The sequence below is a fragment of the Agromyces zhanjiangensis genome (assembly GCF_040496055.1).
In the GTDB taxonomy this organism is placed as follows: domain Bacteria; phylum Actinomycetota; class Actinomycetes; order Actinomycetales; family Microbacteriaceae; genus Agromyces; species Agromyces zhanjiangensis.
Genome location: NZ_JBEPKB010000001.1, coordinates 99732 through 126726, shown reverse-complemented (window position 1 = coordinate 126726; position 26995 = coordinate 99732). Strand labels below are relative to the sequence as shown.

24 protein-coding genes and 1 tRNA gene are annotated in these 26995 nt (G+C 72.0%); 19 read left to right on the top strand and 6 right to left on the bottom strand.

Translation table 11 applies throughout. The features are described from left to right. Positions 1-21: 21 nt before the first annotated feature. Entirely contained in the window at positions 22-642 is a 621-nt protein-coding gene (locus ABME02_RS00565; protein WP_353813317.1) for a MerR family transcriptional regulator, read from the bottom strand. 60 nt (positions 643-702) lie between these two features. Here ABME02_RS00565 and ABME02_RS00560 point away from each other — a divergent pair, with 60 nt between their 5' ends. From ABME02_RS00560 to ABME02_RS00550, 3 genes are all read left to right on the top strand, one after another. Next, on the top strand, positions 703-1149 hold the full coding sequence (locus ABME02_RS00560; protein ID WP_353813316.1) for a hypothetical protein: 447 nt from the start codon (positions 703-705) through the stop codon (positions 1147-1149). An 85-nt stretch (positions 1150-1234) separates the two neighbouring features. Then, positions 1235-2713 carry a malate:quinone oxidoreductase gene (locus ABME02_RS00555; protein WP_353813315.1) on the top strand — a complete coding sequence of 493 codons (1479 nt, stop codon included), beginning with the start codon at positions 1235-1237 and terminating at the stop codon, positions 2711-2713. Between the two features lie 321 nt (positions 2714-3034). Continuing rightward, positions 3035-4852, top strand: coding sequence for an ABC-F family ATP-binding cassette domain-containing protein (locus ABME02_RS00550; RefSeq protein ID WP_353813314.1), 1818 nt, complete (start codon positions 3035-3037; stop codon positions 4850-4852). On the opposite strand, the gene ABME02_RS00545 is transcribed toward ABME02_RS00550, so the two are convergent. Then, positions 4788-5315, bottom strand: a complete 528-nt coding sequence (locus tag ABME02_RS00545) for a VanZ family protein (RefSeq protein ID WP_353813313.1) — start codon at positions 5313-5315, stop codon at positions 4788-4790. The genes ABME02_RS00550 and ABME02_RS00545 overlap by 65 nt on opposite strands. A gap of 91 nt (positions 5316-5406) precedes the next feature. Here ABME02_RS00545 and ABME02_RS00540 point away from each other — a divergent pair, with 91 nt between their 5' ends. From ABME02_RS00540 to ABME02_RS00500, 9 genes are all read left to right on the top strand, one after another. Beyond that, positions 5407-6477 (top strand): Rv2578c family radical SAM protein, encoded by a 1071-nt coding sequence (locus tag ABME02_RS00540; protein WP_353813312.1) that lies wholly within the window; start codon positions 5407-5409, stop codon positions 6475-6477. Positions 6478-6567: 90 nt separating this feature from the next. Next, positions 6568-7911 (top strand): sensor histidine kinase, encoded by a 1344-nt coding sequence (locus tag ABME02_RS00535; RefSeq protein WP_353813311.1) that lies wholly within the window; start codon positions 6568-6570, stop codon positions 7909-7911. Continuing rightward, positions 7908-9056 (top strand): hypothetical protein, encoded by a 1149-nt coding sequence (locus tag ABME02_RS00530; RefSeq protein ID WP_353813310.1) that lies wholly within the window; start codon positions 7908-7910, stop codon positions 9054-9056. Before ABME02_RS00535 ends, ABME02_RS00530 begins: the two co-directional genes overlap by 4 nt. Then, on the top strand, positions 9046-9726 hold the full coding sequence (locus tag ABME02_RS00525; protein ID WP_353813309.1) for a response regulator: 681 nt from the start codon (positions 9046-9048) through the stop codon (positions 9724-9726). Before ABME02_RS00530 ends, ABME02_RS00525 begins: the two co-directional genes overlap by 11 nt. After that, entirely contained in the window at positions 9726-10343 is a 618-nt protein-coding gene (locus ABME02_RS00520) for a thymidine kinase (protein WP_353813308.1), read from the top strand. The genes ABME02_RS00525 and ABME02_RS00520 overlap by 1 nt, the downstream gene beginning before the upstream one ends. 154 nt (positions 10344-10497) lie before the next feature. Beyond that, positions 10498-11976 (top strand): sugar transferase, encoded by a 1479-nt coding sequence (locus ABME02_RS00515; RefSeq protein WP_353813307.1) that lies wholly within the window; start codon positions 10498-10500, stop codon positions 11974-11976. A gap of 67 nt (positions 11977-12043) precedes the next feature. Then, positions 12044-13873, top strand: coding sequence for a DUF4012 domain-containing protein (locus ABME02_RS00510; protein ID WP_353813306.1), 1830 nt, complete (start codon positions 12044-12046; stop codon positions 13871-13873). A 157-nt stretch (positions 13874-14030) separates the two neighbouring features. Beyond that, complete coding sequence (locus tag ABME02_RS00505) at positions 14031-15332, top strand: UDP-glucose dehydrogenase family protein (protein WP_353813305.1); 1302 nt, start codon at positions 14031-14033, stop codon at positions 15330-15332. A 20-nt stretch (positions 15333-15352) separates the two neighbouring features. Continuing rightward, a complete protein-coding gene (locus ABME02_RS00500; RefSeq protein ID WP_353813304.1) occupies positions 15353-16495 on the top strand; it encodes a DUF418 domain-containing protein in 1143 nt (380 codons plus the stop codon). Positions 16496-16606: 111 nt separating this feature from the next. Here the strand turns inward: ABME02_RS00500 and ABME02_RS00495 are convergent. The 3 genes from ABME02_RS00495 to ABME02_RS00485 all read right to left on the bottom strand — a co-directional run bounded on the left by ABME02_RS00495 (position 16607) and on the right by ABME02_RS00485 (position 20325). Then, positions 16607-16683: transfer RNA gene (locus ABME02_RS00495), tRNA-Pro, on the bottom strand. A gap of 85 nt (positions 16684-16768) precedes the next feature. Beyond that, positions 16769-17746, bottom strand: a complete 978-nt coding sequence (locus ABME02_RS00490; RefSeq protein WP_353813303.1) for a metallophosphoesterase — start codon at positions 17744-17746, stop codon at positions 16769-16771. Beyond that, positions 17743-20325: a transglycosylase domain-containing protein gene (locus ABME02_RS00485; RefSeq protein ID WP_353813302.1), complete on the bottom strand. Its 2583-nt coding sequence runs from the start codon at positions 20323-20325 to the stop codon at positions 17743-17745. The genes ABME02_RS00490 and ABME02_RS00485 overlap by 4 nt, the downstream gene beginning before the upstream one ends. A 132-nt stretch (positions 20326-20457) precedes the next feature. Here ABME02_RS00485 and sp36 point away from each other — a divergent pair, with 132 nt between their 5' ends. Both sp36 and ABME02_RS00475 read left to right on the top strand, forming a co-directional pair. Continuing rightward, complete coding sequence (gene sp36 / locus ABME02_RS00480; RefSeq protein ID WP_353813301.1) at positions 20458-20685, top strand: Sp36 family protein; 228 nt, start codon at positions 20458-20460, stop codon at positions 20683-20685. Beyond that, a complete protein-coding gene (locus ABME02_RS00475) occupies positions 20685-21155 on the top strand; it encodes a RidA family protein (protein WP_353813300.1) in 471 nt (156 codons plus the stop codon). Before sp36 ends, ABME02_RS00475 begins: the two co-directional genes overlap by 1 nt. Before the next feature lie 80 nt (positions 21156-21235). Here the strand turns inward: ABME02_RS00475 and acs are convergent, their stop codons facing one another. Continuing rightward, positions 21236-23188, bottom strand: coding sequence for an acetate--CoA ligase (gene acs, locus ABME02_RS00470; RefSeq protein WP_353813299.1), 1953 nt, complete (start codon positions 23186-23188; stop codon positions 21236-21238). 583 nt (positions 23189-23771) lie between these two features. Here acs and ABME02_RS00465 point away from each other — a divergent pair. Genes ABME02_RS00465 through ABME02_RS00445 form a run of 5 tightly spaced genes read left to right on the top strand, consistent with a single transcriptional unit; the run spans position 23772 to position 26894 of the window. Further along, positions 23772-24836, top strand: coding sequence for a TadA family conjugal transfer-associated ATPase (locus ABME02_RS00465; protein ID WP_353813298.1), 1065 nt, complete (start codon positions 23772-23774; stop codon positions 24834-24836). Then, positions 24830-25843 carry a type II secretion system F family protein gene (locus ABME02_RS00460; RefSeq protein ID WP_353813297.1) on the top strand — a complete coding sequence of 338 codons (1014 nt, stop codon included), beginning with the start codon at positions 24830-24832 and terminating at the stop codon, positions 25841-25843. The genes ABME02_RS00465 and ABME02_RS00460 overlap by 7 nt, the downstream gene beginning before the upstream one ends. A gap of 58 nt (positions 25844-25901) precedes the next feature. Beyond that, positions 25902-26189: a DUF4244 domain-containing protein gene (locus ABME02_RS00455; RefSeq protein ID WP_353813296.1), complete on the top strand. Its 288-nt coding sequence runs from the start codon at positions 25902-25904 to the stop codon at positions 26187-26189. A 16-nt stretch (positions 26190-26205) separates the two neighbouring features. After that, complete coding sequence (locus tag ABME02_RS00450; RefSeq protein ID WP_353813295.1) at positions 26206-26514, top strand: TadE family type IV pilus minor pilin; 309 nt, start codon at positions 26206-26208, stop codon at positions 26512-26514. Then, positions 26511-26894, top strand: coding sequence for an Rv3654c family TadE-like protein (locus tag ABME02_RS00445; protein WP_353813294.1), 384 nt, complete (start codon positions 26511-26513; stop codon positions 26892-26894). Before ABME02_RS00450 ends, ABME02_RS00445 begins: the two co-directional genes overlap by 4 nt. The last annotated feature ends 101 nt before the right edge of the window (positions 26895-26995 follow it).

Genomic DNA, 26995 nt, shown 5'->3' with positions numbered 1-26995 from the left:
GGGTCTCGTGCTGCCAGGCGGTCACGGTGCGAGGTCGAGGCGCGCCGCGACGTCCTGGTGGGCGAGCCGGCGCAGCGCCAGGACGACCGGCTCGTACAGCGCCGTGCCGAGCACCGTGTACTCGACCGCGGCGCGGGGCTCCGGCGGCATCCGCTCGACGTCGTACGCGGCGAGCTCGCGCAGCGAGCGCCCGTAGGCGAGCAGTCGATCGGGGCTGATCGGCAGCCCCGCGTCCTCGGCGGCAGCCAATGCGGTCTCGAGCTGCGCGACGGCGGGGAAGCGCGGGTCGTAGACCTGCTCGAGCGCCTCGAGTGCGGCACGAGCGCGGGGGTACGGGTCCGGGTCGGCGGCGGCGGCGACGGCGGTCGACGGGGGCAGTGCGCCGACGGCGCGGCCGAGCGTCGAGTACAGGTCGTCGCCGGGGTCGTCGACGAGGGCCAGGATGGCGCGGGCCTGCTGCACGCTGAGCCCGACGGGCCCGGTCAGGGCCCGGATGAGGCGGAGTCGGCGCACGTGCGAGTCGTCGTACGTGGCCTGCGTCGCCGAGGTCGCGACGCCCGGGTGCAGGAGGCCCTCGCGCAGGTAGAACTTGATCGTCGCGACGGCGACGCCCGACGCGTCGGCGAGTCCGGAGATGCGCATGTCGACTCCTTGCATTGGATAGCGTGACTCTCTAATATTGGAGAGTCACACTATCCAATCATGTCACCGACCCCGGAGGGCCGCACCATGCCGTCGCCGATCGACACGATCCTCATCGGAGCGCTCCTGCTCGCGCTCGTGACCGTCGAGAGCGGCGGATGGTTCCTCACCCGCGTGTCGCGCGGCCTCGCGCCGGTGAACCCGCTGCAGCAGTCCTTCTTCCGCGCCGGGCACGCGCACGCGGGCGTGCTCATCGTGCTGTCCGTCGCGATCCTGGCCGTGCTCGAGCATGCGGCACTCGACGACGGATGGCTGTGGGTCGCCCGTCTCGGCGTGCCGATCGCCGCCATCCTCATGCCGGCCGGCTTCTTCCTCTCCGTGCTCGGACGCGATCCGGCGAAGCCGAACCGCGCCATCCTGCTGCTCTGGCTCGGCGCCGCGTCGCTCACGATCGGGCTGCTCACGGCAGGCGTCGGGCTCGTCGCGGGCGGCGTCCAGGCGCTCTGACCGTGCGCCCGGGCTGGTCAGCGCGTACATCCGTCGGAGACGCAGTGGTCATCGCGTCCATCCGCACGCCCATACACTGGAACCCGTGAATTCCGAGGACACCGTCGACGTCGTGCTGATCGGCGGGGGCATCATGAGCGCCACGCTCGGCTCCCTGATCTCGAGGCTGCAGCCCGATTGGAGCATCCGGCTCTACGAGCGCCTCGGCCGCGTCGCCCAGGAGTCCTCGAACCCGTGGAACAACGCGGGCACCGGCCACGCCGCGCTCTGCGAGCTGAACTACATGCCCGAGGCCGCCGACGGCACCGTGAGCGCCGAGAAGGCCGTCTCGATCAACGAGCAGTTCCAGGTCAGCCGCCAGTACTGGGCGCACCTCGTCGAGTCCGGCGCGCTGTCCGAGCCGAACAGCTTCATCAACTCCACGCCGCACATGACGTTCGTGCGCGGGAAGTCGAACATCGAGTACCTCAAGAAGCGCGTCGACGCGCTCGACGGCGAGCCCCTGTTCGCCGGCATGGAGTACTCGGAGGACCTCGACACGATCGCCGAGTGGGCGCCGCTCCTCGCCAAGAAGCGCAACCCGAAGGCGAAGATCGCCGCGACCCGCATCGAGTCGGGCACCGACGTCGACTACGGTGCGCTCACGCTCCAGATGCTCCGCGACATCGAGTCGCGCGGCGCCGAGATCCGCACCGACCACCAGGTCACGTGGCTGAAGCGCCAGAAGGACGGCACCTGGAAGCTGCGCATCCGCAACCTCGTCGGCAACACCCCCGAGACCGTGCGGGCGCGCTTCGTGTTCGTCGGCGCGGGCGGCGGCGCGCTCTCGCTCCTCCAGCACTCCGGCATCCCGGAGATCAAGGGCTACGGCGGTTTCCCGATCTCCGGCCAGTTCCTGCGCACCACGAACCCGAAGGTCGTCGCCCAGCACCAGGCGAAGGTCTACGGCAAGGCCGCCGTCGGCGCCCCGCCGATGTCGGTCCCGCACCTCGACACGCGCGTCGTCGACGGCGAGACCTCGCTGCTCTTCGGGCCGTACGCGGGCTTCACGCCGAAGTTCCTGAAGTCGAGCACGTGGTTCGACCTGCCCTTCTCGATCCGCCTGCACAACCTCGTGCCGATGCTGCAGGTGGGCCTGCGCAACTTCGACCTCGTGAAGTACCTCGTCTCCGAGCTGCTCGCCTCGCGCGAGGCGAAGATGAAGGCGCTGCGCGAGTTCATGCCGACGGCGAAGTCCGAGGACTGGGAGCTCATCACGGCCGGCCAGCGCGTGCAGGTCATGAAGAAGGACCCGAAGAAGGGCGGCGTGCTGCAGTTCGGCACCGAGGTGATCAGCGGTGCGGATGGTTCCATCGCCGGCCTGCTCGGCGCCTCGCCGGGTGCCTCGACCGCCGTGCCGATCATGCTCGAGGTCATGCAGAAGTGCTTCCCCGACCGCATGGCCGAGTGGGAGCCGAAGATCCGCGAGATGATCCCGTCCTACGGCACGACGCTCTCCGACGACCCGGATGCCGCGGCGGCCTCGCTCTCCCGGACCGCGGCCGCGCTGCAGATCACGGCCTGACCTTCGAAGGGCGGATGCCGCGGCATCCGCTCTTCTCACGCGCCTCGGGGTCTGCTAACCTCGACCCCGCTATGAAGTGAGTACATCCCACCGTCCCGCGCCTGAGGCGCCGTCGACACCGGGGTGTGCGCTCCAGCACCGTTCGCGACCGTGTTCGCGCGCGCCTCGACGACGGCATATGCCCGGCGGGATCCAACCGCTCCCGGGTCGTCGTCGCCGCTCCTGCGCGACGACCGCCGGTCGACGCGTCGTCCGTGCTCGCCGAAGCGCGCGGGCGCCTGCCGACGGCCCGGGGGCATCTCGCGAAGGGATCCCTTCCCCATGTCAGTCACCGTCACCCATGCCACCCACCTCCGCGGCGACGGCCTCTCCGTCGCCTACGACGACCGTCGCGTCGTGACCGACCTCGGCCTCGCGGTGGCCCCGGGCCACCGCCTGGGGCTCGTCGGCGAGAACGGCGCCGGCAAGTCCACGCTGCTCCGGCTGCTCGCCGGTGCGCACCTCCCCGGCGCAGTGACGCACGGCCGCATCGTGCGCCCGCCGCGCACCGGGCTGCTGCTGCAGGAACTGCCGTTCTCGCCCGACGACCGCGTCGACGACGTGATCGAGGCCGCGATCGCCGAGGTCCGCGCGATCGAGCGAGAGCTCGACGCCGCGGCCGCCGCGCTCGCGGACGAGGGCGACGATGGCGTCGATCGTTCCCCCGACCTCGCGGCGGAGCGCTACGCGCGCGCCCTCGAGGCCGCCGAGCGCGCCGACGTCTGGTCCGTCGATCGGCGACGCGACGAACTGCTCGACGGGCTCGGCGTCGGCGGCCTCGGCCGCGGCCGCCGGATCGACGAGCTGTCGGGCGGCCAGCGCAGCCGGTTCGCGCTCGCTGCGCTGCTCCTGTCGTCACCCGAGGCGCTGCTGCTCGATGAACCGACCAATCACCTCGACGACGATGCGGCGGTCTTCCTCGAGGACCGACTGCGCGCCTGGCGGGGTCCGGTCGCGTTCGCCAGCCACGATCGCGAGTTCCTCGACCGCGTGGCCACCGGCCTGCTCGACCTCGATCCCGGCCGTGGTGCGGCGGCCGCGCTCGCACGGGCGGGCGGCGGGGCGCACGGCTCGGGCGGCCGGGACGCGACGCTCGCGGCATCCGCCGGCACCGCCTTCGGCGGCTCGTTCACCGAGTACCTCGCCGTCCGCGCCGACGAGCGCGACCGCTGGCGCCGCCAGCACGAGGCGGAGCAGGCCGAGCTGAAGCGGCTGCGCGTCGTGGTCGCCGAGACCGCGCGGAGCGTCGCCCATGGTCGGGCGGCGACCGACAACGACAAGTTCCTCAAGCACTTCAAGCGCGAGAACGTCGAACAGGCGGTCTCGCGTCGAGTGCGGAACGCCGAGGTGCGACTCGGGGAGCTCGAGCGCACGCAGGTCGCCCGACCGCCGGCGCCGCTCGCCTTCACCGGGATCCCGGCGGGGGCGAATCCGCTCCCCGAGGAGTCCGGCGTGCTGCTGCACCTGTCGGACGTGTCGGTGCGGGGCCGCCTCGACGTCCGCGCGCTGCGGGTGGCGCCGGGCACGCGCCTGCTCGTCACGGGCGCGAACGGGGCGGGGAAGTCGACCCTCCTCGCGGTGCTCGCCGGCCGCCTCCGGGCGGACGACGGCGTGGTCCATCGTCGGCGAGGCCTCCGCGTCGGCCTGCTGGAGCAGGACGTGCGGTTCGCCGACCCGGATGCGTCGCCGCGTGCGATCTACGCGCGCGCCGTGGGGGAGCGGCGCGCCGAGCGGGTCCCGCTCGACGGGCTCGGACTCTTCTCGGTGCGCGACCTGGACCGCCCGGTCGGCCGGCTCTCGGTCGGGCAGCAGCGGCGGCTCGCGCTCGCCCTCGTGATCGCCGCGCCGCCGCACGTGTTCCTGCTCGACGAACCGACGAACCACCTCTCGCTCGCCCTCGCGGGCGAACTCGAGGACGCGCTCGGCGGGTTCCCGGGGGCGGTCGTCGTCGCGAGCCACGACCGCTGGCTGCGGCGTCGATGGGCAGGGCAGGAGCTCGACCTCGATGCGCGGCCCGCCGCGGAGGCATCCGTCGTCATCGGGTCGGCCGGTTCGGTGACGACGTCGGTCGTGCCGAGCGCGCTGCGAGGACCACGATGAGCGCACCGATCCCGGCCCCGATACCGTTCGCGACGACGTCGCGGAGGTCGAAGGTGCGCTCCGGAAGGTAGCGGCCCTGGACGATCTCGGCGGCGAGGCTCGCGGCCGACGCGAGCAGCGTCGCCGAGATCACCAGGTGGAGGCGCTGGCGCCGGAACCAGCTCGCCCACAGCGCGCCGAACGGGAGGAAGAGGACGGCGTTCAGTCCCGACTGCACGAGGGGGTAGCGGATCGCGGCCGGCATGCCCATGCGGGCGAGGAAGTCGATGATGCCGTCGACCCGGATGAGCCCGCCCTCGCCGTCGACGTGCACGGGCCAGAGGAGGACGGTCCAGAGGCCGATGCCGTAGGCGATGCCGACGACCACGATGATCAGGCGCCGCCAGGCGAGCGCGCGCGGTGTCGGGCCCGGGGCGGATGGCGCGGTCGACCGCCACGGGTCGTGTCGCGGGCTCCGGGGCATCGCCACAGCGTAGCCGCGGGACGTTGCGGCGGCGTGTCGGCCCGCGGTGCGTCCGCTTGCGCGAGCATCGAACGTATGTTCGAATGACGGTATGCGGTGGAACGGCCAGGAGCTCGGCGTCGAGAAGCAGGGCACGCTGCCGGGGCTGGCCCGGTTGAACAACCTCGTCCGATCCGTGCAGACGCCGGAGTTCGCGGGGCTCACCTTCCACGAGGTGCTCGCGAAGTCGGCGCTGAACCGGGTGCCGGGCCAGTCGTACGTCCCGTTCGGCTGGACGATCAACCCGTATCGGGGGTGCAGCCACGCCTGCGTCTACTGCTTCGCCCGGCCGACGCACGAGTACCTCGATCTCGACCCCGGCGCCGACTTCGATCGGCAGCTCATCGTGAAGGTCAACGTGGCCGAGGTCCTCCGCCGCGAACTCGCGCGGGCGTCCTGGCGTCACGAACCGGTCGCCCTCGGCACGAACACCGATCCGTACCAGCGGGCCGAGGGCCGCTACGCGCTCATGCCGGGGATCATCCAGGCGCTCGCCGCAAGCGGGACCCCGTTCAGCGTGCTGACGAAGGGCACCCTGCTCCGACGCGACCTGCCGTTGCTGGCGGGCGCCCGCGAGCACGTGTCGGTCGATCTCGCGATGTCGATCGCCGTGTACGACGACGACCTGCAGCGATCGATCGAGCCTGGGACGCCCACGACCTCCGCCCGCCTCGCCACCGTCACCGCCGTGCGCGACGCCGGCTTCGACTGCACCGTGTTCCTGATGCCGATCCTGCCGTACCTCACCGACACGCGGGCGCACCTCGACGACGCCCTGCGGCGCGCCAAGGCGGCCGGAGCGACGAGCGTCGTGTACTCCGCGCTCCACCTGCGCGGGTCGGTCAAGCCCTGGTTCTTCGCGTGGCTCGGCCGCGATCACCCCGAGCTCGTGCCGCGATACCGAGCGATGTTCCCGGGCGCCTCGGCGTACGCCCCCAAGGAGTACCGGGCGTGGCTCTCCTCGCGGATCCGGCCGCTCATGCGCGCTCATCGCCTCGAACGAGGGCGGGAGGACGTCGTCACGGGGGGCGTGCGGTCGAGCGTCGCCGACCGGTCGCGCGCCGCCGGCTCGTCGTCGCCGGCGCCGATGCTCGAGGCCGCCGCACCCGCGATGCTGTTCTGACGTAGCGATGTCGACGACTGGGTCGATCGGTCGCCGAACTGCGATAATCCGGCAAGCGCCGTTTCCCCGGACGGCCGGATCGGAGCACACATGACCCTGGGCCTGCCCGAGCACCTCGCGAAGGCGTCCCTGAGTCGGGCGCTCGCGAGCGCCGGGCATGCGGCGGGCGCGGTGTGCCTCGCGTCGGCCATGGTCATCGCGATCGCGTCCATCGTCGTCGAGCCCGTCGGCGAGATCGGACCGGACCGGCAGGCGGCGGTCGCGGCGTTCGCGCTCCTCGCGGTCCAGGCCGCACTGTTCGCGCTCGTCGCCTTCCATCCGAGCGTCACGCTCACCGTCGCGTACCTGCTGGGCGGCACGGCGGTCGTGTACGGGCTGACGGTGCTCGTGATGGCGCCCGGCAACGGATTCGAGACGACGAACAACGCCCTGCTCGCCATGCCGCGCACCGCGCTGCTCCTCGTCGGCGGCGCGGGGATCGGCTCCCGGATCGCGATCGCGTGGGCGGCGCTCGGCTGGGGACTCGGCGAGGCGGCCGCCTTCCTCGGCGCCACGGTCGCGGGCGCGGCATGGGCCCCCAGCGCCGCGGCGACCGCCGCGCTCGGGATCGTCGTGCTCACGCGCGCGTTCGACGCGATGACGCGAAGCGACGCGCGTCGCGAGACCGCGCTGCATCGGGCCAGCCAGAAGACCCGCGAACTCGTCATCCGCCACGACTACGAACTCCGCGCCATCGCGCGCCTGCATGACACCGCGCTCAGCCACCTCATCGCGATCGCCGCATCGGGGTCGGGCCCGGTCGACGAACGGTTGCGGACCGCCATCAGCCACGACCTCTCGCTCATCGTCGGGCGCGACTGGGCGATGGAGCACTCGGAGGACGCCGGCGACGGTTCCGGGGCAGGCGCCCGGTCGACGAGCGCCGTTCCGGCCGCGGCGAATGCGGTCGGTCCCGCCGCCGCCCGCGAGATCTCGAACGGAGGTCCGTCCCGTGCCGGCGGCGCGGGCCGCCCGGGCCCGGCGTCCACCGCCGCCGGAGCCGGGGCCCCCCCACCGCTCGCCGACGCCATCGGCATGGCCCGCGACGCCGGTCTGGCGGTGAACGTCTCCGGCGCCCCGGACGTCCTCGCCGCGGTGGGCCCGCGGCGTCGCGCCGCGATCGAGGCCGCCGTCGCCCAGTGCCTGATGAACGTCGCTCGGCACGCCGGCGTGGATGACGTCGAGGTGGCGTTGGGCCGCGCCGACGGCGAGGTCACCGTCGTGGTCGTCGACGACGGACGCGGATTCGACCCCGAGCGCGTCCCCGACGACCGGATCGGCCTGCGCACGTCCATCAGGGGCCGCATCGAGCAGGAGGGCGGTCGCGCGCGGATCTGGTCCCGCCCGGGCGTCGGCACGACCGTGATGCTCGCAGTTCCGGAGGGCGGCGAATGAGCACCGCGCTCCGCCTCACGCAGCAGGAGGTCGACCCGATCGGCGCCGTCGCCGCGGCCCCGCTCGTGCTCGCCGGCACGATCCTGTCGGTAATTACCGCGATCGCCCTGACCGTGTGGCACTGGGACGAGGTCGGATCGCCGATCGCGGCGATCGCCGGGGTGCTGTTCGTCATCGCGGCCGGTGCCGTGGCGGCCGTGTCGGCGCTCCCGTCGCGAGCGCCGTTCACCGTGGAGCGGCTCTGGTTCGCCGTGGCGCTGGCGGTCGGCGGCGCCATCGCCGAGTACGTGAGCACGGTCGGCGCGGACCGCTACCTGTACGACGACTACGGGCCGCTCGTCGTGGGCGTGCTGATCCTCTGCCTCGCGCCGTTCAGCACCTGGATCTCGTTGCTCGCCGCCGGCACGGTCGCCGCGTCCGTCCTCGCGATCCTCGCCGTCGGCTCGGCCGGGGGGAGTGCGACGGAGGCCAACGCCGCCGCGCTCATCGCGGTCAACTCGGTCGCGGTCCTGGCCCTGTCGGCTGCGGGTGCGGCGTACTCGGCGACCATCGTGCGCGAGAGCCTCGCATGGCAGCGGGAGGCGAACGCGGTCGCGCTCGAGCGCGACGGCGGCGTGCGCGAAGGCATCGTCCGATCGGTGCAGCAGGGGCGGGTCTCGGTCCTGAGCCGGGAGGTGCTGCCGTTCCTCGCGGGCGTCATGAGCGCCGAGCGCATCAGCGTCGGCGATGCGGATCGGGCGCGCGAACTCGCGGACATGCTCCGCCGCGCCCTGAAGGCGGGCATCGAGTCGACCTGGCTCGACGACCTCGCGTCGTCCATCGAAGCGGCGCGCCGGATTCCCATCGCCGTGGACGATCCGGCGGCGACCGCATCACGACTGCGCAGCGACCAGCGGCCTCCGCTCACCGCGCTGCTGTCCTGGCTGGGCAATGCCGAGCGCGCCGAGTCGATCCGGGTCGAGGTGGTCGCGACGGGCAGCGGCGCGATCGTCCGAATCCACGCCGTCGTCGGCGGGGGCGCCGGCGCGGCACCGGCCCGGAGAGAGGTCGAGCGATTCCTCGCCGTCGCCCGCGCGGTGGGCGTGCGCGGCGATCTCGAGATGACGCGAGAGAATATGCGGGTGGAGTTCCGATATGACGCCTGAGCCCGACGCCGAGGAAGTCGTCAGGGTCGCGATCCTCGACGACCACGCCGTCATCGTCGACGGCATCGCGAGTTGGATCGCCGAGCATGCGCCGGACCTCGGCGTCGTCATCCGCACGACGCTGTGGCTCGACCTGATCCGCCATCCCGACTTCCCCGTCGATCTCGTGCTCATGGACCTCCAGCTCGGCGACTCGGTGTCGATCGAGTCGAGGATCCGTGCCTGCCGGGCGGCGGGTGCGATCGTCGTCGTCGTGACGGCGCTCGACGACGACGCATCGCGCGAGCGCTGCCTCGCCGCGGGTGCGGACGCCTTCGTCTCCAAGACCCTGCCCGTGGCGGACGTGGTGGCGGAGGCCCGGCGTGCGCTCCGGGGCGAGCGCGCGTCCCGGGCGTCGACCCGTCCGACCGGTTCCGCCGTCGGCGACGATGCGGGGCTGGAGGTCGCCGCCCCGCCGGAGGCCGCGCTCAGCGCCGCGGAGCGGCGTGCGGTCGGACTGTACGTGCAGGGGATGTCGACCGCCGACGTCGCCGCGACCATGGAGGTCGGCTACGAGACCGCGAAGACCTACCTCCGGCGGGCGCGCGACAAGTACGCCAAGGTCGGCCGGCCGGCCGGCCGGAGGGCCGAATTGATCCGCCGTGCGGCGGAGGACGGGATGCTCGAGTAGTGGCCAAGCTCTACTTCCGGTACGGCGCGATGAACTCGGGCAAGTCCACCGCACTGCTGCAGGCCGCCTTCAACTACGAGGAACGCGGGCACCGGGTGCTCCTCGCCAAGCCGGCGGTCGACACCAAGGGCGACCGCGACATCGTCTCCAGGCTGGGAGTCGTGCGCGAGGTCGACTTCACGATCGCGCCGGACGACCAGGTGCTCGACCTCTTCCAGCGTCACCGCACTCCGGTCATCGAGACGCACGGACGGGACGTGAGCTGCCTGCTGGTCGACGAGGCGCAGTTCCTGAGCGGCGACCAGGTCGACGACCTGTTGCGGATCGCGCTGCTCGACGACATCCCGGTCCTCGCCTACGGCATCCGCACCGACTTCCAGACCGTGGCCTTCGCGGGCAGTCGGCGCCTGCTCGAGGTCGCCCACAGCCTCGAGGAGCTGAAGACCATCTGCCGATGCGGCAGGAAGGCCATCTTCAACGGGCGCCGGGTCGGCGACCGGTACATCTTCGACGGCGACCAGGTCGCGATCGACGGCGACGAGGTCACCTACGAGTCGCTCTGCGGGGTGTGCTACCTGCAGGAGAGCGGCGGCGCGCTCGACGGACGTCACGGCTGAGCCTGCCGGCCGCGCCCCAGTTCGGGGGACACTTCCGCCCTGTCCTCACATCGGAGGACATGGGCGCGTTACCCTGACTCTGCCCGCCGACCCGAACGGCGGGTGCTCGGGGGCCGTCATCGGGCCCGCCGAGCCACGGCGGCGGAGGTGGTGCATGACCCTCACGCGGCACGCCACGGAGACGAGGCCGTCGGACGTGGTCGCCGGGTGGCAGCGCTCCTACGCGCGACGGCTGCTCGTGACCGACCTGATCGTCATCGTCTTCGCCGTGTACGGATCGCAGTTCATCCGGTTCGGCACCACCGGCACGTCCCTCCGCATCCCGGGGCTCGACGGCGACGCCGACTACCTGCTGAGCTACGCGCTCGTCTCGGCGCTCCTGGCCGCCGGGTGGTTCACCTCGCTCGCCATCTTCGCCACGCGCGATCGCACCATCATCGGCGCGGGCACGGCCGAGTACCGGCGCATCGCGGACGCGAGCATCCGCGTCTTCGCGGTGCTGGCGATCGGGGCCTTCCTGTTGCGGTCGGAGGTCGGCCGCGCGTACGTGCTCGTCGCGCTTCCGCTCGGGCTGGTCCTCCTCATCACCGGGCGCTGGGCCTGGCGGAAGTGGCTGCTGCGGCAACGGGCGGACGGTCGGTTCCTGCACCGGGCGATCCTCATGGGGGAGCGGCAGAAGTCCGTGCACGTGGCCGAGCAGATCGCGCGCGACGGCGTCTCGGGCTTCCTCATCGTCGGAGCGGTCACCGAGCACGGCGAGTCCGCACGCGAACTCGCTCCTGGGATCCCGGTCCTCGGTGCCTACGGATCGCTCGACGACGCGCTGCGCGCGGCACGGGCCGACACGGTCGTGTTCACCGGTGCCGACACGATCGATCCCCGCGGCATGCGCGAACTCGGGTGGCAGCTCGAGGCGACGGCGACCAACCTCGTCGTGGCGCCGGCACTGACGGATGTCGCGGGCCCGCGCATCCACGCGCGCCCGGTGGCCGGCCTGCCGCTCATCCAGGTCGACTACCCCGAGTTCACCGGGCGGAAGTACGCGGCGAAGCGCGCGTTCGACCTCGTGGTCGCCACGATCGCACTCATCGTCCTCAGCCCCGTCTTCCTCACGATCGCCCTGCTCGTGCGACGCGACAGCCCCGGCCCGGCGTTCTACGCCCAGGAGCGCGTCGGGCTCAACGGCCGGCGGTTCCGCATGCTGAAATTCCGCTCGATGGTCGCGGATGCCGAGGCGCAGCTGACGACCCTCCTCGATCGGACCGACGGCAACGGGGTGCTCTTCAAGATGCGCTCGGATCCGCGCGTCACGCGCATCGGAGCCGTCCTCCGCCGGTACAGCCTCGACGAGCTGCCCCAGTTCGTCAACGTGCTCCGCGGCGAGATGTCGCTCGTGGGCCCCAGGCCCCCGCTGGCGTCCGAGGTCGAGCGCTACGACGAGTGGGCGCGCCGCCGGCTGCTCGTGCGGCCCGGCATCACGGGGCTGTGGCAGACGCAGGGACGCTCCGACCTCTCCTGGGACGACAGCGTGCGCCTCGATCTCTACTACGTCGAGAACTGGTCGCTCACGGGCGACGTCATCATCCTGTACCGCACGGCGCGAGCCGTCCTCCGGGCGCAGGGCGCCTACTGATGCCGTGTCGGGATCGTGATCCGGCTCCGGGTCGGATCCCGGCCGGTCGCGTCTACGATTGGGCATCGTGACGACCCCAGACTTCGTGCTCGCCCCCGAGCGGCAGCACCGCAGTTCCGGCAGCGGCAGCCGTCGTCGCCGCCGGCGTCGTCGCATCATCTTCCACTCGATCTTCTGGCCGCTGCTGGCCATCCTCATCATCGGCGGAGGTCTGGCCGCGTGGTGGCTCGCAACCAGTGCCCTCGCCGTCCGGGACGACCTCGAGACCGCGCGCGTCCAGGTCGTCGCCTTCCAGAAGGCTGCGGACGAGCGCCGGTTCGACGAGCTGCAGCCCATCGCCGACGAGTTGTCCTCGGCCGCCGCCAGCGCGGCCGAGCCGACGGCGAACCCGGTGTGGCGCATGGCGGAACTGGTCCCCGTCGTGGGGGAGAACGTGCACGCCGTCCGCGTCATCGCCGAGGGCGTCGACGACGTCTCGCAGCAGGTGGTCCAGCCCGCGAGTGGGCTCGTCGGCGAGTTCGGCATCTCGCGCGACGACAGCGGCGCACTCGACCTCGGGCCGCTCCGCGACGCCACCCGGATCGCGGCCGATGCACAGGTCATCCTCGACGGGCTCGAGGCCGACCTCGCCGGCATCGACACGGACGCGACGATCGCGCCGGTCTCCGACGCCGTCACGCAGTTCGGCGACGTGGTCGCGAGCGCCCAGGGCACGTTGCCGGGGATCAACGCCGCGTTGGCGGGCGCGGGCGCGATGCTCGGCATCGACGGCCCGCAGACCGTGCTCCTCGCGTTCGAGAACAACGCGGAGGCCACCGCGCTCGGCGGGGGGCCGGCGGCGCAGACGCTGCTGAGCGTCGACGAGGGCACGGTGAAGATCGACCGCCAGGTCTCCAGCACCGAGCTCGACACGCAGGCCCCGATCGGCACCCCGATCGACGAGAGCGCCGACCAGCTCTACAACGACATCCTGCGCACGGAGATCAACGCGACGACGAGCCGCCCCGACTTCCCGACCGCGGCGGCCCTCCTCCGTTCGCGCTGGGACCGCGACCTCGGCATCACCCCGAACACCGTCGTGATGACCGACCCGATCGCCGTCTCCCGCATCCTCGAGGTGACCGGTCCGGTCAGCCTGCCGGGTGGCGAGAAGCTGACGAGCGACAACGTCGTGTCGAAGCTGCTCAACGAGATCTACTTCCGGTACCCGGAGGGCGGACCCGAGTCGGACGCCTACTTCGCGGCGGCGTCCGCGGCGATGTTCGACAAGATGATGGCGGGCGACTACGACGTCTGGAAGATGGCGCAGGCGCTCATCGACGTGACCAACTCGGGCAGCCTCATGATGTGGACCGAGAACGAGCCCACGCAGCAGCTCTTCGAGGGCTCCAGGCTCGACGGCACGCTCCCGCAGACGAACCTCGGCGCGACGGTCCTCGGGGTGTACTTCCGCGACCGCTCGATCTCGAAGATCGACTACTACCTGCACACCGACGCCGACGTCACGGTCGACACGTGCACGCCGGATGCTCCGACGTACACCGTCGAGGTCACGCTGCGCATGGACATCCCGGTCGACCTGCAGTTCGGCCTCCCCGAGTACATCGACTCTCGCGAGCCCGGTGCCTACCGCACCGAGGTCTTCCTCTACGGTCCGGCGGGTGGTTCGACGACGGAGGTCGCCGTCCCGAATCCGGCCAACGGTGCGACGACCGGACCGTCCGTGACCGATCTCGGGCGTCCGGCCGAGAAGTTCACGGTCGACATGGTCAACGGGCAGACCGCCGTGGTTCGCGCGACCTTCGCGGGGACGCCCGATGACGCCCCGGTCGAGGTGCGGACGACGCCGATGATCAACCGCACCGGCGTCGAACTGGTCGAGGCGACCTGCGGCTGAGCGTGCCCGCCGGGCAGCGCAGCCTCCACGCAGGCGGCAGCGACTATCCTGTGACTGCACTCGATGTCGCCGTCCCGGCCGTCGAGTGCCGGCATGACACCATCGCGCTCGCGGAGCGACCCTCCGCCGCGCGCGCGATCCCCACCGGAAGGACCCCATGAAGATCTCGGTCATCGGCTGCGGCTACCTCGGCGCAGTGCACGCGTCGGCGATGGCGGAACTCGGCCACGACGTGATCGGCATCGACGTCGACGAGCGCAAGATCGGCGAACTCGCCGCGGGCCGTCCGCCGTTCTTCGAGCCGGGGCTCCCCGAGATCCTGACGTCCGCGACCGCCTCCGGACGCCTGCGCTTCAGCACCGACATGGCGGATGCCGCGGGCGCAGAGGTGCACTTCCTGGCGGTCGGCACCCCGCAGACGGCGGGCAGCCACGCCGCCGACCTCCGCTTCGTCGACGCGGCGTTCGAGAGCCTGCTCCCGCACCTCGCCGAGGGCGCCCTCATCGTCGGGAAGAGCACGGTGCCGGTCGGCACCGCCACCCGCCTCGCGGAGCGACTCGCCGAGGTCGCGCCGCACGCGACCCTCGCGTGGAACCCCGAGTTCCTCCGCGAGGGCTTCGCGGTGAAGGACACGATCGAGCCCGACCGCCTCGTGTACGGCGTGGCCGATGACGCGGCCGCGGCGACGCTCGACGAGATCTACCGTGCCGCGCTCGACGCGGGCACCCCGCGCATCATCACCGACTACGCGACGGCCGAACTGGTCAAGGTCGCCGCGAACGCCTTCCTCGCGACGAAGATCAGCTTCATCAACGCCATGGCCGAGATCGCCGAGGCGACCGGGGCCGACGTCACGCAGCTCGCGGACGCGATCGGACACGACGCGCGCATCGGCCGCCGGTTCCTCAACGCCGGTGTCGGCTTCGGCGGCGGCTGCCTGCCCAAGGACATCCGCGCGTTCTCCGCCCGTGCCGAGGAGCTCGGCCGCGGCGACGCCGTCGCGTTCCTGAAGGAAGTCGACTCGATCAACCTGCGACGCCGCCAGCGCGTCGTCGACCTCGCCGTGGAGGCGATGGGCGGATCCGTGAACGAGCGCCGCGTCGCGGTCCTCGGCGTCACCTTCAAGCCAGACTCCGACGACGTGCGGGACTCGCCGGCACTGGATGTCGCGGTGCAGCTGAAGGGGCTCGGCGCAGAGGTCATCGCGACCGACCCCGAGGGACTGGACAACGCCCGGCTCCGCCATCCGCAGCTCGACTACGAGGCGTCCACCACCGAGGCGCTCCGCGGCGCCGACCTCGTCGTCCTCGTCACCGAGTGGGCCGAGTACCGCGGCCTCGACCCCGCCGAGGCGCGCGGCCTCGTCGCGAATCCGACGGTGATCGACGGGCGCAACGTGCTCGATCCGGCATCGTGGCGCGCCGCCGGCTGGACCTATCGCGGCCTCGGCCGCCCCTGACGAGACGCCGATCGGGTCGCATGCCGGAGGAGGCCGACTCCCGCATCGCGGTCCGACGCCGCCCGGCGTCGCGCATCGCCGGGGTCGATGCCGCTCGAGGCGTCGCGCTCATCGGCATGTTCGTGGCGCACGTGGCGCCCGCCGTGGCATCCGCACCGGTCACGGAGCTCATCGCGATCGCCGATGAGCGGCCGCGCCTGCTCTTCGCGCTGACCGCGGGTATCGGCCTCGGGCTGATCACGGGGGCCGCCGGGCCGCGCACGAACGACCGGGGAGAGCTCAGGCGCCAGGTCGCCATCCGTGCGTCGATCCTCCTGGCGATCGGCCTGTTCGCGATCGCGGTGCTGCGACCGCTCGCGGTCGTGATCCTCGACGTGTACGGGATCGCGTTCCTCGTCATGGTGCCGCTGCTGTTCATCCCAGCACGAGCGGCGCTGGCGGCCGGTGCCGTCTCCCTCGCCGTCGCGCCGGCGGTCGCCGCGCTCGCCGAGCGCGACCCGACCCTCCAGGCCGCGGCATCCGGTGACCTGGGCATCGTCGTCGAGTGGTTCCTCACCGGCTCGTATCCCGTCGTGATCTGGGTGCCGGTCATGCTCATCGGACTCGGGCTCGCGCGGCTGGAGGTCGATGCGGCGCGCACGGTGCGCTGGTACGCGCTCGCCGGCCTGCTGGCGGCGTCGGTGTGCCTCCCGCTCGCCGCCGTGCTGCCCGGGACCCGGGTGCTCGGCGCGGACCCCGCGGCCGACTGGGCGATTCCGGCGCGAGCCTCCCTCGAGACGATCGGCAACGTCGGGGTCGGGCTCGTCGTCCTCGCCGGAACCGTCGCGCTCACTGCGCTCGCCGTCGAGCCCGTGCGTCGGGTCACCTCGACGCTGCTCTCGCCGATCATCGCGATGGGGACGATGCCGCTCACGATCTACACCGGCCAGCTCGTGGTCCTCTCGATGTCGAAGCGGGTCGGCCCTGGCGGTGTCGCGACGGATGACTCGTGGGAGCTGCTCATCGGCCTGGTCGTCGGCTCGATGGCGTTCGCGTGGCTGTGGCGGCGTTCCGTCGGCCGGGGCCCGCTCGAGATGCTGCTCAGGGCGGCGAGCGGGCGCGATCGGAACCTCGGCCCGGCGGGCGGCTCCCGCGGCCGTGAGACGGGCGCTGGCGACCGCTGAGGCCGTATGCGGGGTGGGACGCCGCCGCACGCTGCGATCCGACCGGGCCCGGCTGCGCCCCGATGCGCTCCGGAGACGACGGAAGCCCCTCCCGCAGGAGGGGCTTCCAGCTGGTCGGGGTGACAGGATTTGAACCTGCGACCTCTTCGTCCCGAACGAAGCGCGCTACCAAGCTGCGCCACACCCCGGTGGCCCGTGGGCCTCAACAAGGATAGCGGATATTTCCGGCGCCGCTGACCACCCGCGGACCGCCCCGGGTGACGGCTGAAGCCGTCAGCGAGCGGCCGTCAGCGTGAGCAGCGTCGCCTCCGGCGGGCAGGCGAATCGCACGGGAGCGAAGATCGACGTGCCGAGGCCGGCGGACACGTTGAGGAACGCCGTGCGGAGCCCGTGGCGCCACACGCTCATACCGCTCGCCTGCTTACGCGGGATGTCGCAGTTGGCGACGAGCGCGCCGTATCCCGGCAGGCAGACCTGTCCGCCGTGGGTGTGGCCGGCGAGGATGAGCTGCGCGCCGTGCGTCACGAACGAGTTCAGCACGCGCTGGTAGGGCGCATGGGTGACCCCGACCGTCACGGTCGGCCTGGGCGCGGCTGCGGTCGGCCGGTCCGGCCATTCCTCGTCACCGAGCGGATCCTCCGAACGCAGGTCGTCGATCGCGGCGGTGATGAGGTCGAGGCGGTCGTAGCCGCGGTGCGGGTCGTCGACGCCGAAGAACTCGAGATGGGTGCCACGCAGGTCGAGGCTGGTCGCGGCGTTGTCGATGTCGGTCCAGCCGAGTTCGCCGAAGAACTCGTGGAGCGCCGCGGTGTCGAGTCGCTTCGCGCGGGCGACCTGGCGCGAGGGGCCGCCGAAGTACCCGAACGGGTTCTTCACCACCGGCCCGAAGTAGTCGTTCGAGCCGTTGACGAAGACTCCGGGCACGCCGCCGAACGGCGCGAACGCCCGTCGGATGCCCTCGATGCCGCGTTCGTGCCCGAGGTTGTCACCCGTGTTGACGACGAGGTCGGGTCGGAGCGCCGCCAGCGAGGCGACCCACTCCTGCTTCGAGGTCTGCCAGGGCGCCATGTGCAGGTCGGAGACGTGCAGGACGCGGATCGGCTCGGACCCGGCGGGGAGGACCGGGACGTCGACCCGGCGGAGCGTCCAGCGCGTGCGCTCGACGAGGCTTCCCCATGCGAATGCGGCGAGCGCCGCCACGCCGACCGCCGTGGCGATCTGCGTGGCGGCGCCGGAGGCTCGAGGGCTCACCCGTCGTTGCCCCCGCCATCGTTCCCGCCGGGTGGCGTCGGGCCACCTGCGGAGAGCTTGCCCACCACGATGGTCACGCGATCACCGGACTTGGCCTGCGCTCCCGCGTCCGGCGACTGGGAGATGACGACGCCGTCCTGGTTCGGATCGGTGGTGTCCTCCTCGCGGACCTGGACCTTGAAGCCGGCATCCTTCAGCGTCGACTCGGCCGAGTCGCGGTCCATGCCCCTGACGTCGGGGACGCCGGACACCTTGCCGTTGCTGATGAGGACCCGGATGAGCGAACCGCGCCCGGCCTGACCGGACGGGTCGGTCCCCGCCACCATGCCCTTGGGCTGGTCGCTGTCGACCTCGGGGCCCTGCTCGAACTGGAAGCCCGCGGCCTCGATCGCCTGCTTCGCGGCGTCCACGCTGAGACCCGCGACGTTCGGGATGTCGACGAGGACCTGCTTGAAGAACTCGGCGTTCGGCTCGGTGAACCCGCCGCCGCCGTACTTGTTGTCGGCGACCGTCATGATCGAGCTCCAGATGCGGTGACGTGCCGACGCGCCGTACCCGCTCGCGAAGTCGATCGAGCGCAGGCTCGTGCGGTTGTCGCCACCCGTCACGTTGCCGACCCAGACCGCCGTCGCGACCTCCTTGCTGGCACCGTTCATCCACGTGTCGAACGCGTAGTCGGTCGTACCGGTCTTGCCGATGTGCGGCACGCCCGTGTAGGTCTCCGACTGCGAGGCGGTGCCGCCTGCGAAGGTCTGCTGCATCGCGTACTGCATGGCGTGGGCGACATCGGCCGTCACCGACTGGGTGCACGTGGACTTCGGCGGGGCGATCTCCTCGCCGTCGGATGCGACGATCCGGTCGATCGCGATCGGGGTGCACGTCTTGCCGTCGTTCGCGATGCCCGCGAATCCCGCGACCATCGTGAGGGGGGCGATCTCCTGCGTGCCGAGCACGTCGGACGGGTTCATCTGCAGGTCGCCGCCGTCGGCACGGTGCATCCCGAAGGCCTGTGCGGTCTTCTTGATGTTGCAGAGGTCCATCTGCTGGGCCATCGCCATGAAGCTCGAGTTGACCGACCACTTGGTCGCCTCGACGGCGTTGTTCGCGTTCGTCGAGTCGTCGTTGTTCGGCTCGTACGAGCCGACGAAGTCGCCGTCGCACGAGTTCGTGAACTGGGTGAAGGCGCGCTTCGACCCGTTGAACGACTCGAGCAGCGAGTGACCCTCGTTCAGCCATTCGGCGAGCGTCCAGACCTTGTACGTCGAGCCCGGCTGGAAGCCGCTCGACCCGCCGTAGTCGTAGTCGGTGCTGTAGTTGACGGCCGAGTACTCGGCGCTGCTCTCGAGCACCTCGGGGTCGGCGGAGTACTTCTTGTTCTGGGCCATCGCGAGGATCCGGCCGGTGCCGGGCTCGACGCTCACGGCGACCGATCCGACGTCGAACCGCGGGTCGCTGAACGGGATGTTCTCGGCGATGGCCGTCTCCGCGCGGTTCTGGAGGTCGAGGTCGAGCGTCGTGTAGATCTTCAGGCCGCGCTGCTGGAGGAGCACGGAGCCCTCGTTGACGTCCTCCGTCTCGGGGTCGTCGTACTCGTTGCGGATCACGTTCGCGACGTAGTCGCAGAAGTACGCGGATCCTGCTGCGGTCTGGCAGCCGGTGCTCGGCTCGGTGATCTTCGGGGCGACCGGTTCGGCGAGCGCCGCGTCGTGCTCCTCCTGCGTGATCTTCCCGTACTCGAGCATCTCGTCGATGATGTAGTCGCGGCGCTGCTTGTTCGCGGCGTACGGGACCTCTTCGCCGTCGACGACGGTCTTCGCGCCGTTGTCCTCGCTGTCGGGGCGGTCGAGGCGGAACTTCTCGGGGTGGTTGACGATCGCGATGAGGCTCGCCGCCTGGGCGAGCGTGAGGTCCTTCGCGGTGGTGCCGAAGTAGTACTGCGAGGCCGACTCGATGCCGTAGACGCGACCGCCGAACGCGGCGATGTTCAGGTAGCCGCGGAGGATCTCGTCCTTCGTCGACTCCTTCTCGAGCGCGATGGCGTAGCGCATCTCCTTGAGCTTGCGCTCGGCGGAGACCTCGGTCGCCTCGGCGTAGGCCGCGTCCTTCTCCTCCTCGGTCTGCGCCGCGTTCACGCCGTTGTTGATGAGCACGTTCTTGACGTACTGCTGCGTGATCGACGACCCGCCCTGGACGTCGCGTCCGGTCACGGTGCTCACCGCGCCGCGCACCGTGCCCTGGATGTCGATGCCGCCGTGCTCGTAGAACCGCGGGTCCTCACCGGCGACCGCGGCGTCCTTCGCGTACTGGCTGATCGCGTCCCACTCGACCTCCTCGCGGTCCTCGTCGAAGAACGACGCGAGGTGCGCCTCCGAGCCGTCGGAGCGGATCGCGTAGATGTCGGTCTTCTCCGAGAGCGCGCCGATCTTGAGGTACGCCGGGAGGTTCTCGAACATGTTGATGCTGTTGTTCGCGGCCATGCCCGTGACGGCGAGCGCAGGGGTGACCGCGGCGGTGACCAGGACACCGGCGAGTGCGCTCATGCCGACGAAGCCGAGGATTCCCGCGGCGGCATCGCTCATCGTTCGATTTTGGGCAGACATAGAGTGGAGCCTAACTGAGGAAGGCTGGCAAAATCCGGCATGCCGAGGGGCCGCAGCGCCCACGGCCTCGAGCCTCAGAATAGCCGCCCGTTCCGACACCGAGGAGTCGCCATGCTCGCATGGGAGTACATCACCACCCCGCTGCTCATCCACAACACCGCAGCGATCCTGAACAACTGGGGCTCCGAAGGCTGGGAGCTGGTGCAGGTCGTGCAGGGTCCGGAGGGCGGGCTCGTCGCCTACCTCAAGCGCCCCGTTGGCGGCGAGTCGTCGGCTGCGGCATCCGCAGGCCAGGCGGCGGCCGCGCAGGCCGCCAAGCAGTTCGAGGGCGACGCCTGATGGGCGCCGTCGAGAGCCGCCTGGCCGAGCTCGGCGTCGAGCTTCCCGCCGTCGCGGCTCCGGTCGCCGCCTACGTGCCCGCCGTCGTCACGGGCAACCTGCTCTTCACCTCGGGCCAGCTGCCCTTCGTCGCGGGCGCCCTGCCCGCGACCGGGAAGGTGGGCGACGGCCACGGCCTCGTGCCCGCGGACGACGCGAAGGAGTATGCGCGCCTCTGCGCGCTGAACGCGCTCGCCGCGGTCAAGGCCGAACTCGGGTCGCTGGAGCGCGTCACGCGCGTCGTGAAGGTCGTCGGCTTCGTGGCGTCCGACCCGGCCTTCACGGGCCAGCCCGGCGTCGTGAACGGCGCGTCGGAGTTCATCGGCGACGTCTTCGGGGATGCCGGCAGGCACGCCCGCTCGGCGGTGGGCGTGGCCGTGCTGCCCCTCGATGCGCCGGTCGAGGTCGAGATCGTGGTCGAGTTCGCGTAGGCGCCCGCGGGCACCGTGCCCGCCGGGGCGACGGATGCCGCGGCCGGAACCCCGGCCGCGGCATCCGCTGTTCGTACGGGTCAGCGCACCTGGGCGCTGATGACCTCCATGATCGAGGTGTCGGCGAGGGTCGTCGTGTCGCCGACCTCGCGGCCCTCGGCGAGGTCGCGCAGCAGACGCCGCATGATCTTGCCCGAGCGCGTCTTCGGCAGCTCGTTGACGATGAAGACCTGCCGCGGTCGCGCGATCGCACCGATCTGCGTCGCGACGTGCTTGCGCAGTTCCTCGCTCGCCTCGAACGGGTCGGTGGCGTGCGAGACCTGACTGGCCTTGAGGATCACGAACGCGACGACCGCCTGGCCGGTGGTCTCGTCGGAGGCGCCGACGACCGCGGCCTCGGCGGTCCACGGGTGGGCGACGAGCGACGACTCGATCTCGGCGGTCGACAGGCGGTGGCCCGAGACGTTCATGACGTCGTCGACGCGGCCGAGCAGCCAGATGTCGCCGTCCTCGTCCCGACGGGCGCCGTCGCCGGCGAAGTACTTGTCGCCGAACTTCTCCCAATAGGTCTCCTTGAACCGCTCCGGGTCGCCCCAGATGCCGCGGAGCATCGACGGCCACGGCTCGGTCGCGACGAGGAGGCCTCCGCCCTCGCCCTCGACCTCGGTGCCGTCGTCGTCGAGGATGTCGATCGAGATGCCCGGGACGGGGACCTGCGCCGATCCGGGCTTCAGGTCGGTGACGCCCGGCAGGGCCGAGATCATGATCGCGCCGGTCTCGGTCTGCCACCACGTGTCGACGACCGGGATGGACCCGCCACCGATGACGTGGCGGTACCAGATCCACGCCTCGGGGTTGATCGGCTCGCCGACCGAGCCCAGCAGGCGCAGCGTCCGGAGGTTGAACTCGTGGGGGATCTGGCGGCCGAGCTTCATGAACGAGCGGATGGCCGTGGGCGCCGTGTAGAGGATCGTGACGCCGTACTTCTCGACGATCTCCCACCAGCGGCCGGGGTGCGGCGTGTCGGGCGTGCCCTCGTAGAGCACCTGGGTCGCTCCGTTCGCGAGCGGGCCGTACACGACGTAGGAGTGGCCGGTGATCCAGCCGACGTCGGCCGTGCACCAGTACACGTCGCGCTCGGGGTGCAGGTCGAACACGTTCTTGTGCGTGAAGGCCGCCTGCGTGAGGTACCCGCCCGAGGTGTGCAGGATGCCCTTCGGCTTCCCGGTCGTCCCCGAGGTGTAGAGGATGAAGAGCGGATGCTCCGCCTCGAATGCCTGCGCCTGGTGCTCGTTCGACGCGGTCGCGACGCTCTCGTGCCACCACACGTCGCGGTCGGCGTTCCAATCGACCTCGTTCTCGCCGCGACGGACGACGAGCACGTTCCGGACGCTGCCGGCCGACTTCTCGAGCGCCTCGTCGACGACCGGCTTCAGCGGGAACACGCGGCCCTTGCGGTAGCCGCCGTCGGCGGTGATGACGACGGATGCCTCGGCGTCGTCGATGCGCGACGCGAGGCTGTCGGCGCTGAACCCGCCGAACACGACGGAGTGGATCGCGCCGAGGCGCGCCACCGCGAGCATCGACACGACGGCCTCGGGGATCATCGGCAGGTAGATGGCGACGCGGTCGCCCTCGCGGACGCCGAGGTCGGTGAGCGTGTTCGCCGCGCGCTTGACCTCGTCGGTCAGTTCGGCGTAGGTGATGTCACGGGAGTCGCCCGGCTCGCCCTCCCAGTGCAGGGCCACCCGGTCTCCGAGACCGGCGTCGACGTGGCGGTCGAGGCAGTTCACGGCGACGTTGAGTTCGCCGTCGTCGAACCACTTCGCGAACGGCGGGTTCGACCAGTCGAGCGTGCGGGTGAACGGTTTCTCCCAGTCGAGCAGCGTGCGGGCCTGGTCGGCCCAGAATGCGAGCCGGTCTGCACGAGCGGCGTCGTAGAGGCCCTCGTCGGCGACGGCCTGGGCGGCGAACTCGGGACTCGGGCGGAAGCGCCGGATCTCCTCGAGCGCGTGATCGATCTGCGCGTTCATAGTGGTGCGATCGCTCCTTCGCGAAGTGTTCAGATGACGGGTCGCCTGCCCCACACAGCACCATAGCGCCCGCTCCCCGATGTTTCGCTGCGTGTGTCGCGTGCGGAACGGTGTCGGCGGGCGTACGCTGGGCTGGCGCGAGGGGGCGCGAGGGGGCCGCGCGTGCAGCCCGGCGATCAGGTCGCTTTCCGGTGACGGGTCCGACCGGGTGCGGAAACCGTCGTCTGGGGTCCGTTCCACACTCGTTTCCGTCGATATCCGACCAGCGACTGGAGGATCTCGCAGAGATTTCTGTGCGTCCGCACAAATGAGGACAAAAAGTACTTGCGCATGGATCTCCACCCCATACACTGATGTACGCCCGAACAAATTCGATTCGAGGCCTGCAGCGCTCGCGATTCCCCCCAATCCGTGCGCTGCCGAGGCGGCACCTGTTCCCCCCAATGGGTGCCGCCCCCTTCTTTTAATCGGCGTGCGATGCCGACAGCACGAGCTCTCCTCCACAACGGCGTGGCGGGGAGCTCGTCTCGTCTCCGGCCATCCCGGGCCGGAACCGATCCGGGACGCGCCTAGCGTCGTGCCCATGCCCGCCGCGTTCGTCCCCGTCCCCTCCTGGGAGAGCGCGGCCGCGAGCGAGTGGGCGCCGCCCGACTCCGAGCGGAGGCGCGGGGGAGCGGAGCGGTCGGTGGATTCTCCGACGGCTTCGCGCACGGAGCCGGCGACCGCGCCCGACGTCGCGGCGCTGGGCCCCCTCGCGCCGTTCGCCGCGGCCGACGGCGTGACCGACCTCTTCGTGAACGGCGAGCGCGGGCTCTGGGTGGACCGAGGCGCCGGGCCCGAGCACCATGCCGGCTGGCGGGCCGACGAGGCCGAGGTCCGCGCGCTCGCGGTGCACCTCATCGCCCGGGGCGGACGGCACATCGACGAGGCGACCCCGGCGGTCGACGTCCGACTGGGCGACGGCATCCGCGTCCACGCGGTGCTGCCGCCACTGTCGGTCGGCGGCACGCTGCTGTCGGTCCGCGTGCCCCGCGACGCGGGGTCGAGCCTCGCCGCGCTGGCCCGCACCGGCATGTTCGACGGGGACCAGGAACGACGATTGCGCGACGCGGTGGCGGAGCGAAGGAACCTCCTCATCACCGGGGCCGGCGGAACGGGCAAGACGACGCTGCTCGGCGCCCTGCTCGCCGAGGCGCCCCGCGGTGATCGCATCGTGCTGCTCGAAGATGTCGCAGAGCTCCGGCCGGCCCATCCGCACGTGGTGTCGCTCGAGGCCAGGCAGGCGAACCTCGAGGGCTCAGGACGCATCGGCCTCGACGTGCTCCTCCGCGAGGCGCTCCGCATGCGACCCGACCGCCTGGTCGTGGGGGAGTGCCGCGGCCCGGAGCTCCGCGATCTCCTCGCGGCGCTGAACACGGGGCACGACGGTGGTGCCGGCACGCTCCACGCGAACTCGCTGGCCGACGTGCCGGCGCGGCTGGAGGCGCTCGGCGCCACGGTCGGAATGGCCGCGGTGGCGGTCGCCCGGCAGGCGGTGAGCGCCTTCGACATGGTCGTCCACCTCGAGCGCGTCGGCGGGCGGCGCCGCGTCGCCGGGATCGGCAGGTTGCGCCTCGACGGCGACCGGCTGGAGGTGGACGCATGCTGACGTTCCGGAAGCCGTGGCTCGTCGCCCACGTGGTCGCGCGGGAGCGCACGGACGAATCGGTCGGTCCCGACCGGGTGGCGGCGATCGCCGAGCGGGTGGCCGCGCTGCTCTCGGCCGGGCTCGCCCCGGCGACGGCATGGGCCGCGATCGACGTGTCGACGACCGACGGGCACGAGGCGCGTCGTCGCGACCCCGCCGGTGCCGCCGACGCCGTGCTCGTCGCCCGAGCGGCGCGCGCGGCCGCCGACGGGAGGTCGGTCGCCGAGGCGATCGGCACGGCCGGATCCGCGACGGACGGCGCCGCACCGGCGTGGGCCGTCCTCGCCGCGGCATGGGCCGTCGCGGACGCCTCGGGCGCGCCGCTGGCGCGGTGCCTCGCGATGATCGCCGCGAGCCTCCGCGACGAGGCCCAACTCCGTCGCGAGGCCGCTGCGCTCCTCGCCGGGCCCGCGGCGAGCGCCCGACTCGTCGCGTCGTTGCCGCTGGTCTCCATCGCGTTCGGAGCACTGCTCGGGTTCGACACGCTCGGCGTGCTCCTCGGAGGGCCGATCGGGTTCGCCTGCCTCGCGCTCGGTTCAGCGCTGCTCTGGGGCGGGGCGAGGTGGAACCGCGCGCTCATCCGGCGGGCCCAGGTCGCGCAGCCCGCGGCCGGGCTCGAGTTCGAACTGCTCGCCATGGCCCTCGCGAGCGGCGCGTCGGTCGCCAGGGCCGAGCGGATCGTGCATGACGCGACGGCGCAGCACCTGCCCGGTGCCGCGACGAAGGGTACGGCCGCACCGGTCGTCGCGCTCGCCGAGCGTGCGGGGGCGCCCGTCGCCGACCTGCTCCGCGCCGAGGCGGCCCGTCTCCGAGGCTCGGCGCGCGCCGACGGGGCGGCCCGTGCGGCGAGCCTCGGGGTGCGGCTGATGCTCCCGCTCGGATGTTGCGTCCTCCCGGCGTTCGTGCTGCTCGGGGTAGCCCCGCTCATGTTCTCCGTCGTCTCCGGCACGCTCGGCGGTGCCGCGTGAGGACGTCCCGACTCGTGCCCCCGTCGCCGCCGTGCGCGGCAGAGAGAAGGAGTACCGCATGCACCAGGAACCGTCCATCACCCGTCCGGCCGGGGAGGTCCGCCCGCTCAGGGGCGCCGCACGCCGGTGGCTCACGGCGCTCCGCCCGCTCAGGGGCGCCGCACGCCGGTGGCTCACGGCGCTCGCGTCTCGCGTCGCCGGCGAGCGCGGCGCCGCGACGGCCGAGTACGCCGTCGCGACGATGGCCGCCGTCGGCTTCGCCGGCCTCCTCGTCGTCATCCTCCGTGGTGACGAGGTCCGGGGCATCCTCACCGACCTCGTGCGGAATGCGCTCACGGTCGGCTGACCCGGAGCGGGGCAGCGTGACGGCCGAGTTCGCCGTCGCGCTGCCCGCGATCGCCCTCGTGCTCGCTGCCGCGCTGGCCTCGGTGCACGCGGTCGCGTTGCAGGTGCGCCTCGAGGACGCCGCCGCCGACGCCGCCCGCGCCCTCGGGCGCGGCGACTCGGTCGACACGGCGACCGGCATCGCGGGGCGGCTGGTGGGCGGATCGAGCCTGAGCGTCGTCGTCGACGGCGCGTTCGTCTGCGCGACCCTGTCGGCGAGCCCGAGCGGGGTGCTCGGCGCGCTCGAAGTCCGCGCCACGTCGTGTGCGATGCGGGGCGGACTGTGAGAGCCGACGTCGCATCCGGCGTCCGTCGCAACGGTGCGTTCACGGACGACTCGGGGTCGGCGACGGTCGCCGCCGTCGCGATCCTCGGGGTCGTCGTGGCCCTCGCCGTCGCGTCGGTGGGCATGCTCGGTACGTCAGTGGCCTCGCAGCGGGCTGCGAACGCGGCGGACGCGTCGGCGCTCGCCGCGGCGGACGCGCTGAGCGGCGCCGTGGCGGGCGAGCCGTGCCCGCTGGCGGGCGAGCTCGCGCGGCGCAACGCCGCGACGCTCGTGGACTGCCGGGTCGAAGGGCCCGTCGCGGTCGTCTCGGTCGCGGTCGCCCACGGTCCGATTCGCGCGACGGCGTCGGCACGCGCCGGGCCGCCGGGATGGGAAGGCTGACGGACGCCCGGATGCCGGATGCCGGATGCCGACGGCGAGCGCCGCGACCGATCGGTCGGGGTGGCGTCGCTCGGCGGGCCGATCGCCGGCACGAGCGGCGG

Bases quoted from the DNA above. Each gene is read 5' to 3' on its own strand.
- ABME02_RS00565 (WP_353813317.1), bottom strand. From the start codon at position 642: ATGCGCATCTCCGGACTCGCCGACGCGTCGGGCGTCGCCGTCGCGACG.
- ABME02_RS00560 (WP_353813316.1), top strand. From the start codon at position 703: ATGTCACCGACCCCGGAGGGCCGCACCATGCCGTCGCCGATCGACACG.
- ABME02_RS00550 (WP_353813314.1), top strand. From the start codon at position 3,035: ATGTCAGTCACCGTCACCCATGCCACCCACCTCCGCGGCGACGGCCTC.
- ABME02_RS00545 (WP_353813313.1), bottom strand. From the start codon at position 5,315: ATGCCCCGGAGCCCGCGACACGACCCGTGGCGGTCGACCGCGCCATCC.
- ABME02_RS00540 (WP_353813312.1), top strand. From the start codon at position 5,407: ATGCGGTGGAACGGCCAGGAGCTCGGCGTCGAGAAGCAGGGCACGCTG.
- ABME02_RS00535 (WP_353813311.1), top strand. From the start codon at position 6,568: ATGACCCTGGGCCTGCCCGAGCACCTCGCGAAGGCGTCCCTGAGTCGG.
- ABME02_RS00530 (WP_353813310.1), top strand. From the start codon at position 7,908: ATGAGCACCGCGCTCCGCCTCACGCAGCAGGAGGTCGACCCGATCGGC.
- ABME02_RS00525 (WP_353813309.1), top strand. From the start codon at position 9,046: ATGACGCCTGAGCCCGACGCCGAGGAAGTCGTCAGGGTCGCGATCCTC.
- ABME02_RS00515 (WP_353813307.1), top strand. From the start codon at position 10,498: ATGACCCTCACGCGGCACGCCACGGAGACGAGGCCGTCGGACGTGGTC.
- ABME02_RS00505 (WP_353813305.1), top strand. From the start codon at position 14,031: ATGAAGATCTCGGTCATCGGCTGCGGCTACCTCGGCGCAGTGCACGCG.
- ABME02_RS00500 (WP_353813304.1), top strand. From the start codon at position 15,353: ATGCCGGAGGAGGCCGACTCCCGCATCGCGGTCCGACGCCGCCCGGCG.
- ABME02_RS00485 (WP_353813302.1), bottom strand. From the start codon at position 20,325: ATGAGCGATGCCGCCGCGGGAATCCTCGGCTTCGTCGGCATGAGCGCA.
- sp36 (WP_353813301.1), top strand. From the start codon at position 20,458: ATGCTCGCATGGGAGTACATCACCACCCCGCTGCTCATCCACAACACC.
- ABME02_RS00475 (WP_353813300.1), top strand. From the start codon at position 20,685: ATGGGCGCCGTCGAGAGCCGCCTGGCCGAGCTCGGCGTCGAGCTTCCC.
- acs (WP_353813299.1), bottom strand. From the start codon at position 23,188: ATGAACGCGCAGATCGATCACGCGCTCGAGGAGATCCGGCGCTTCCGC.
- ABME02_RS00465 (WP_353813298.1), top strand. From the start codon at position 23,772: ATGCCCGCCGCGTTCGTCCCCGTCCCCTCCTGGGAGAGCGCGGCCGCG.
- ABME02_RS00460 (WP_353813297.1), top strand. From the start codon at position 24,830: ATGCTGACGTTCCGGAAGCCGTGGCTCGTCGCCCACGTGGTCGCGCGG.
- ABME02_RS00455 (WP_353813296.1), top strand. From the start codon at position 25,902: ATGCACCAGGAACCGTCCATCACCCGTCCGGCCGGGGAGGTCCGCCCG.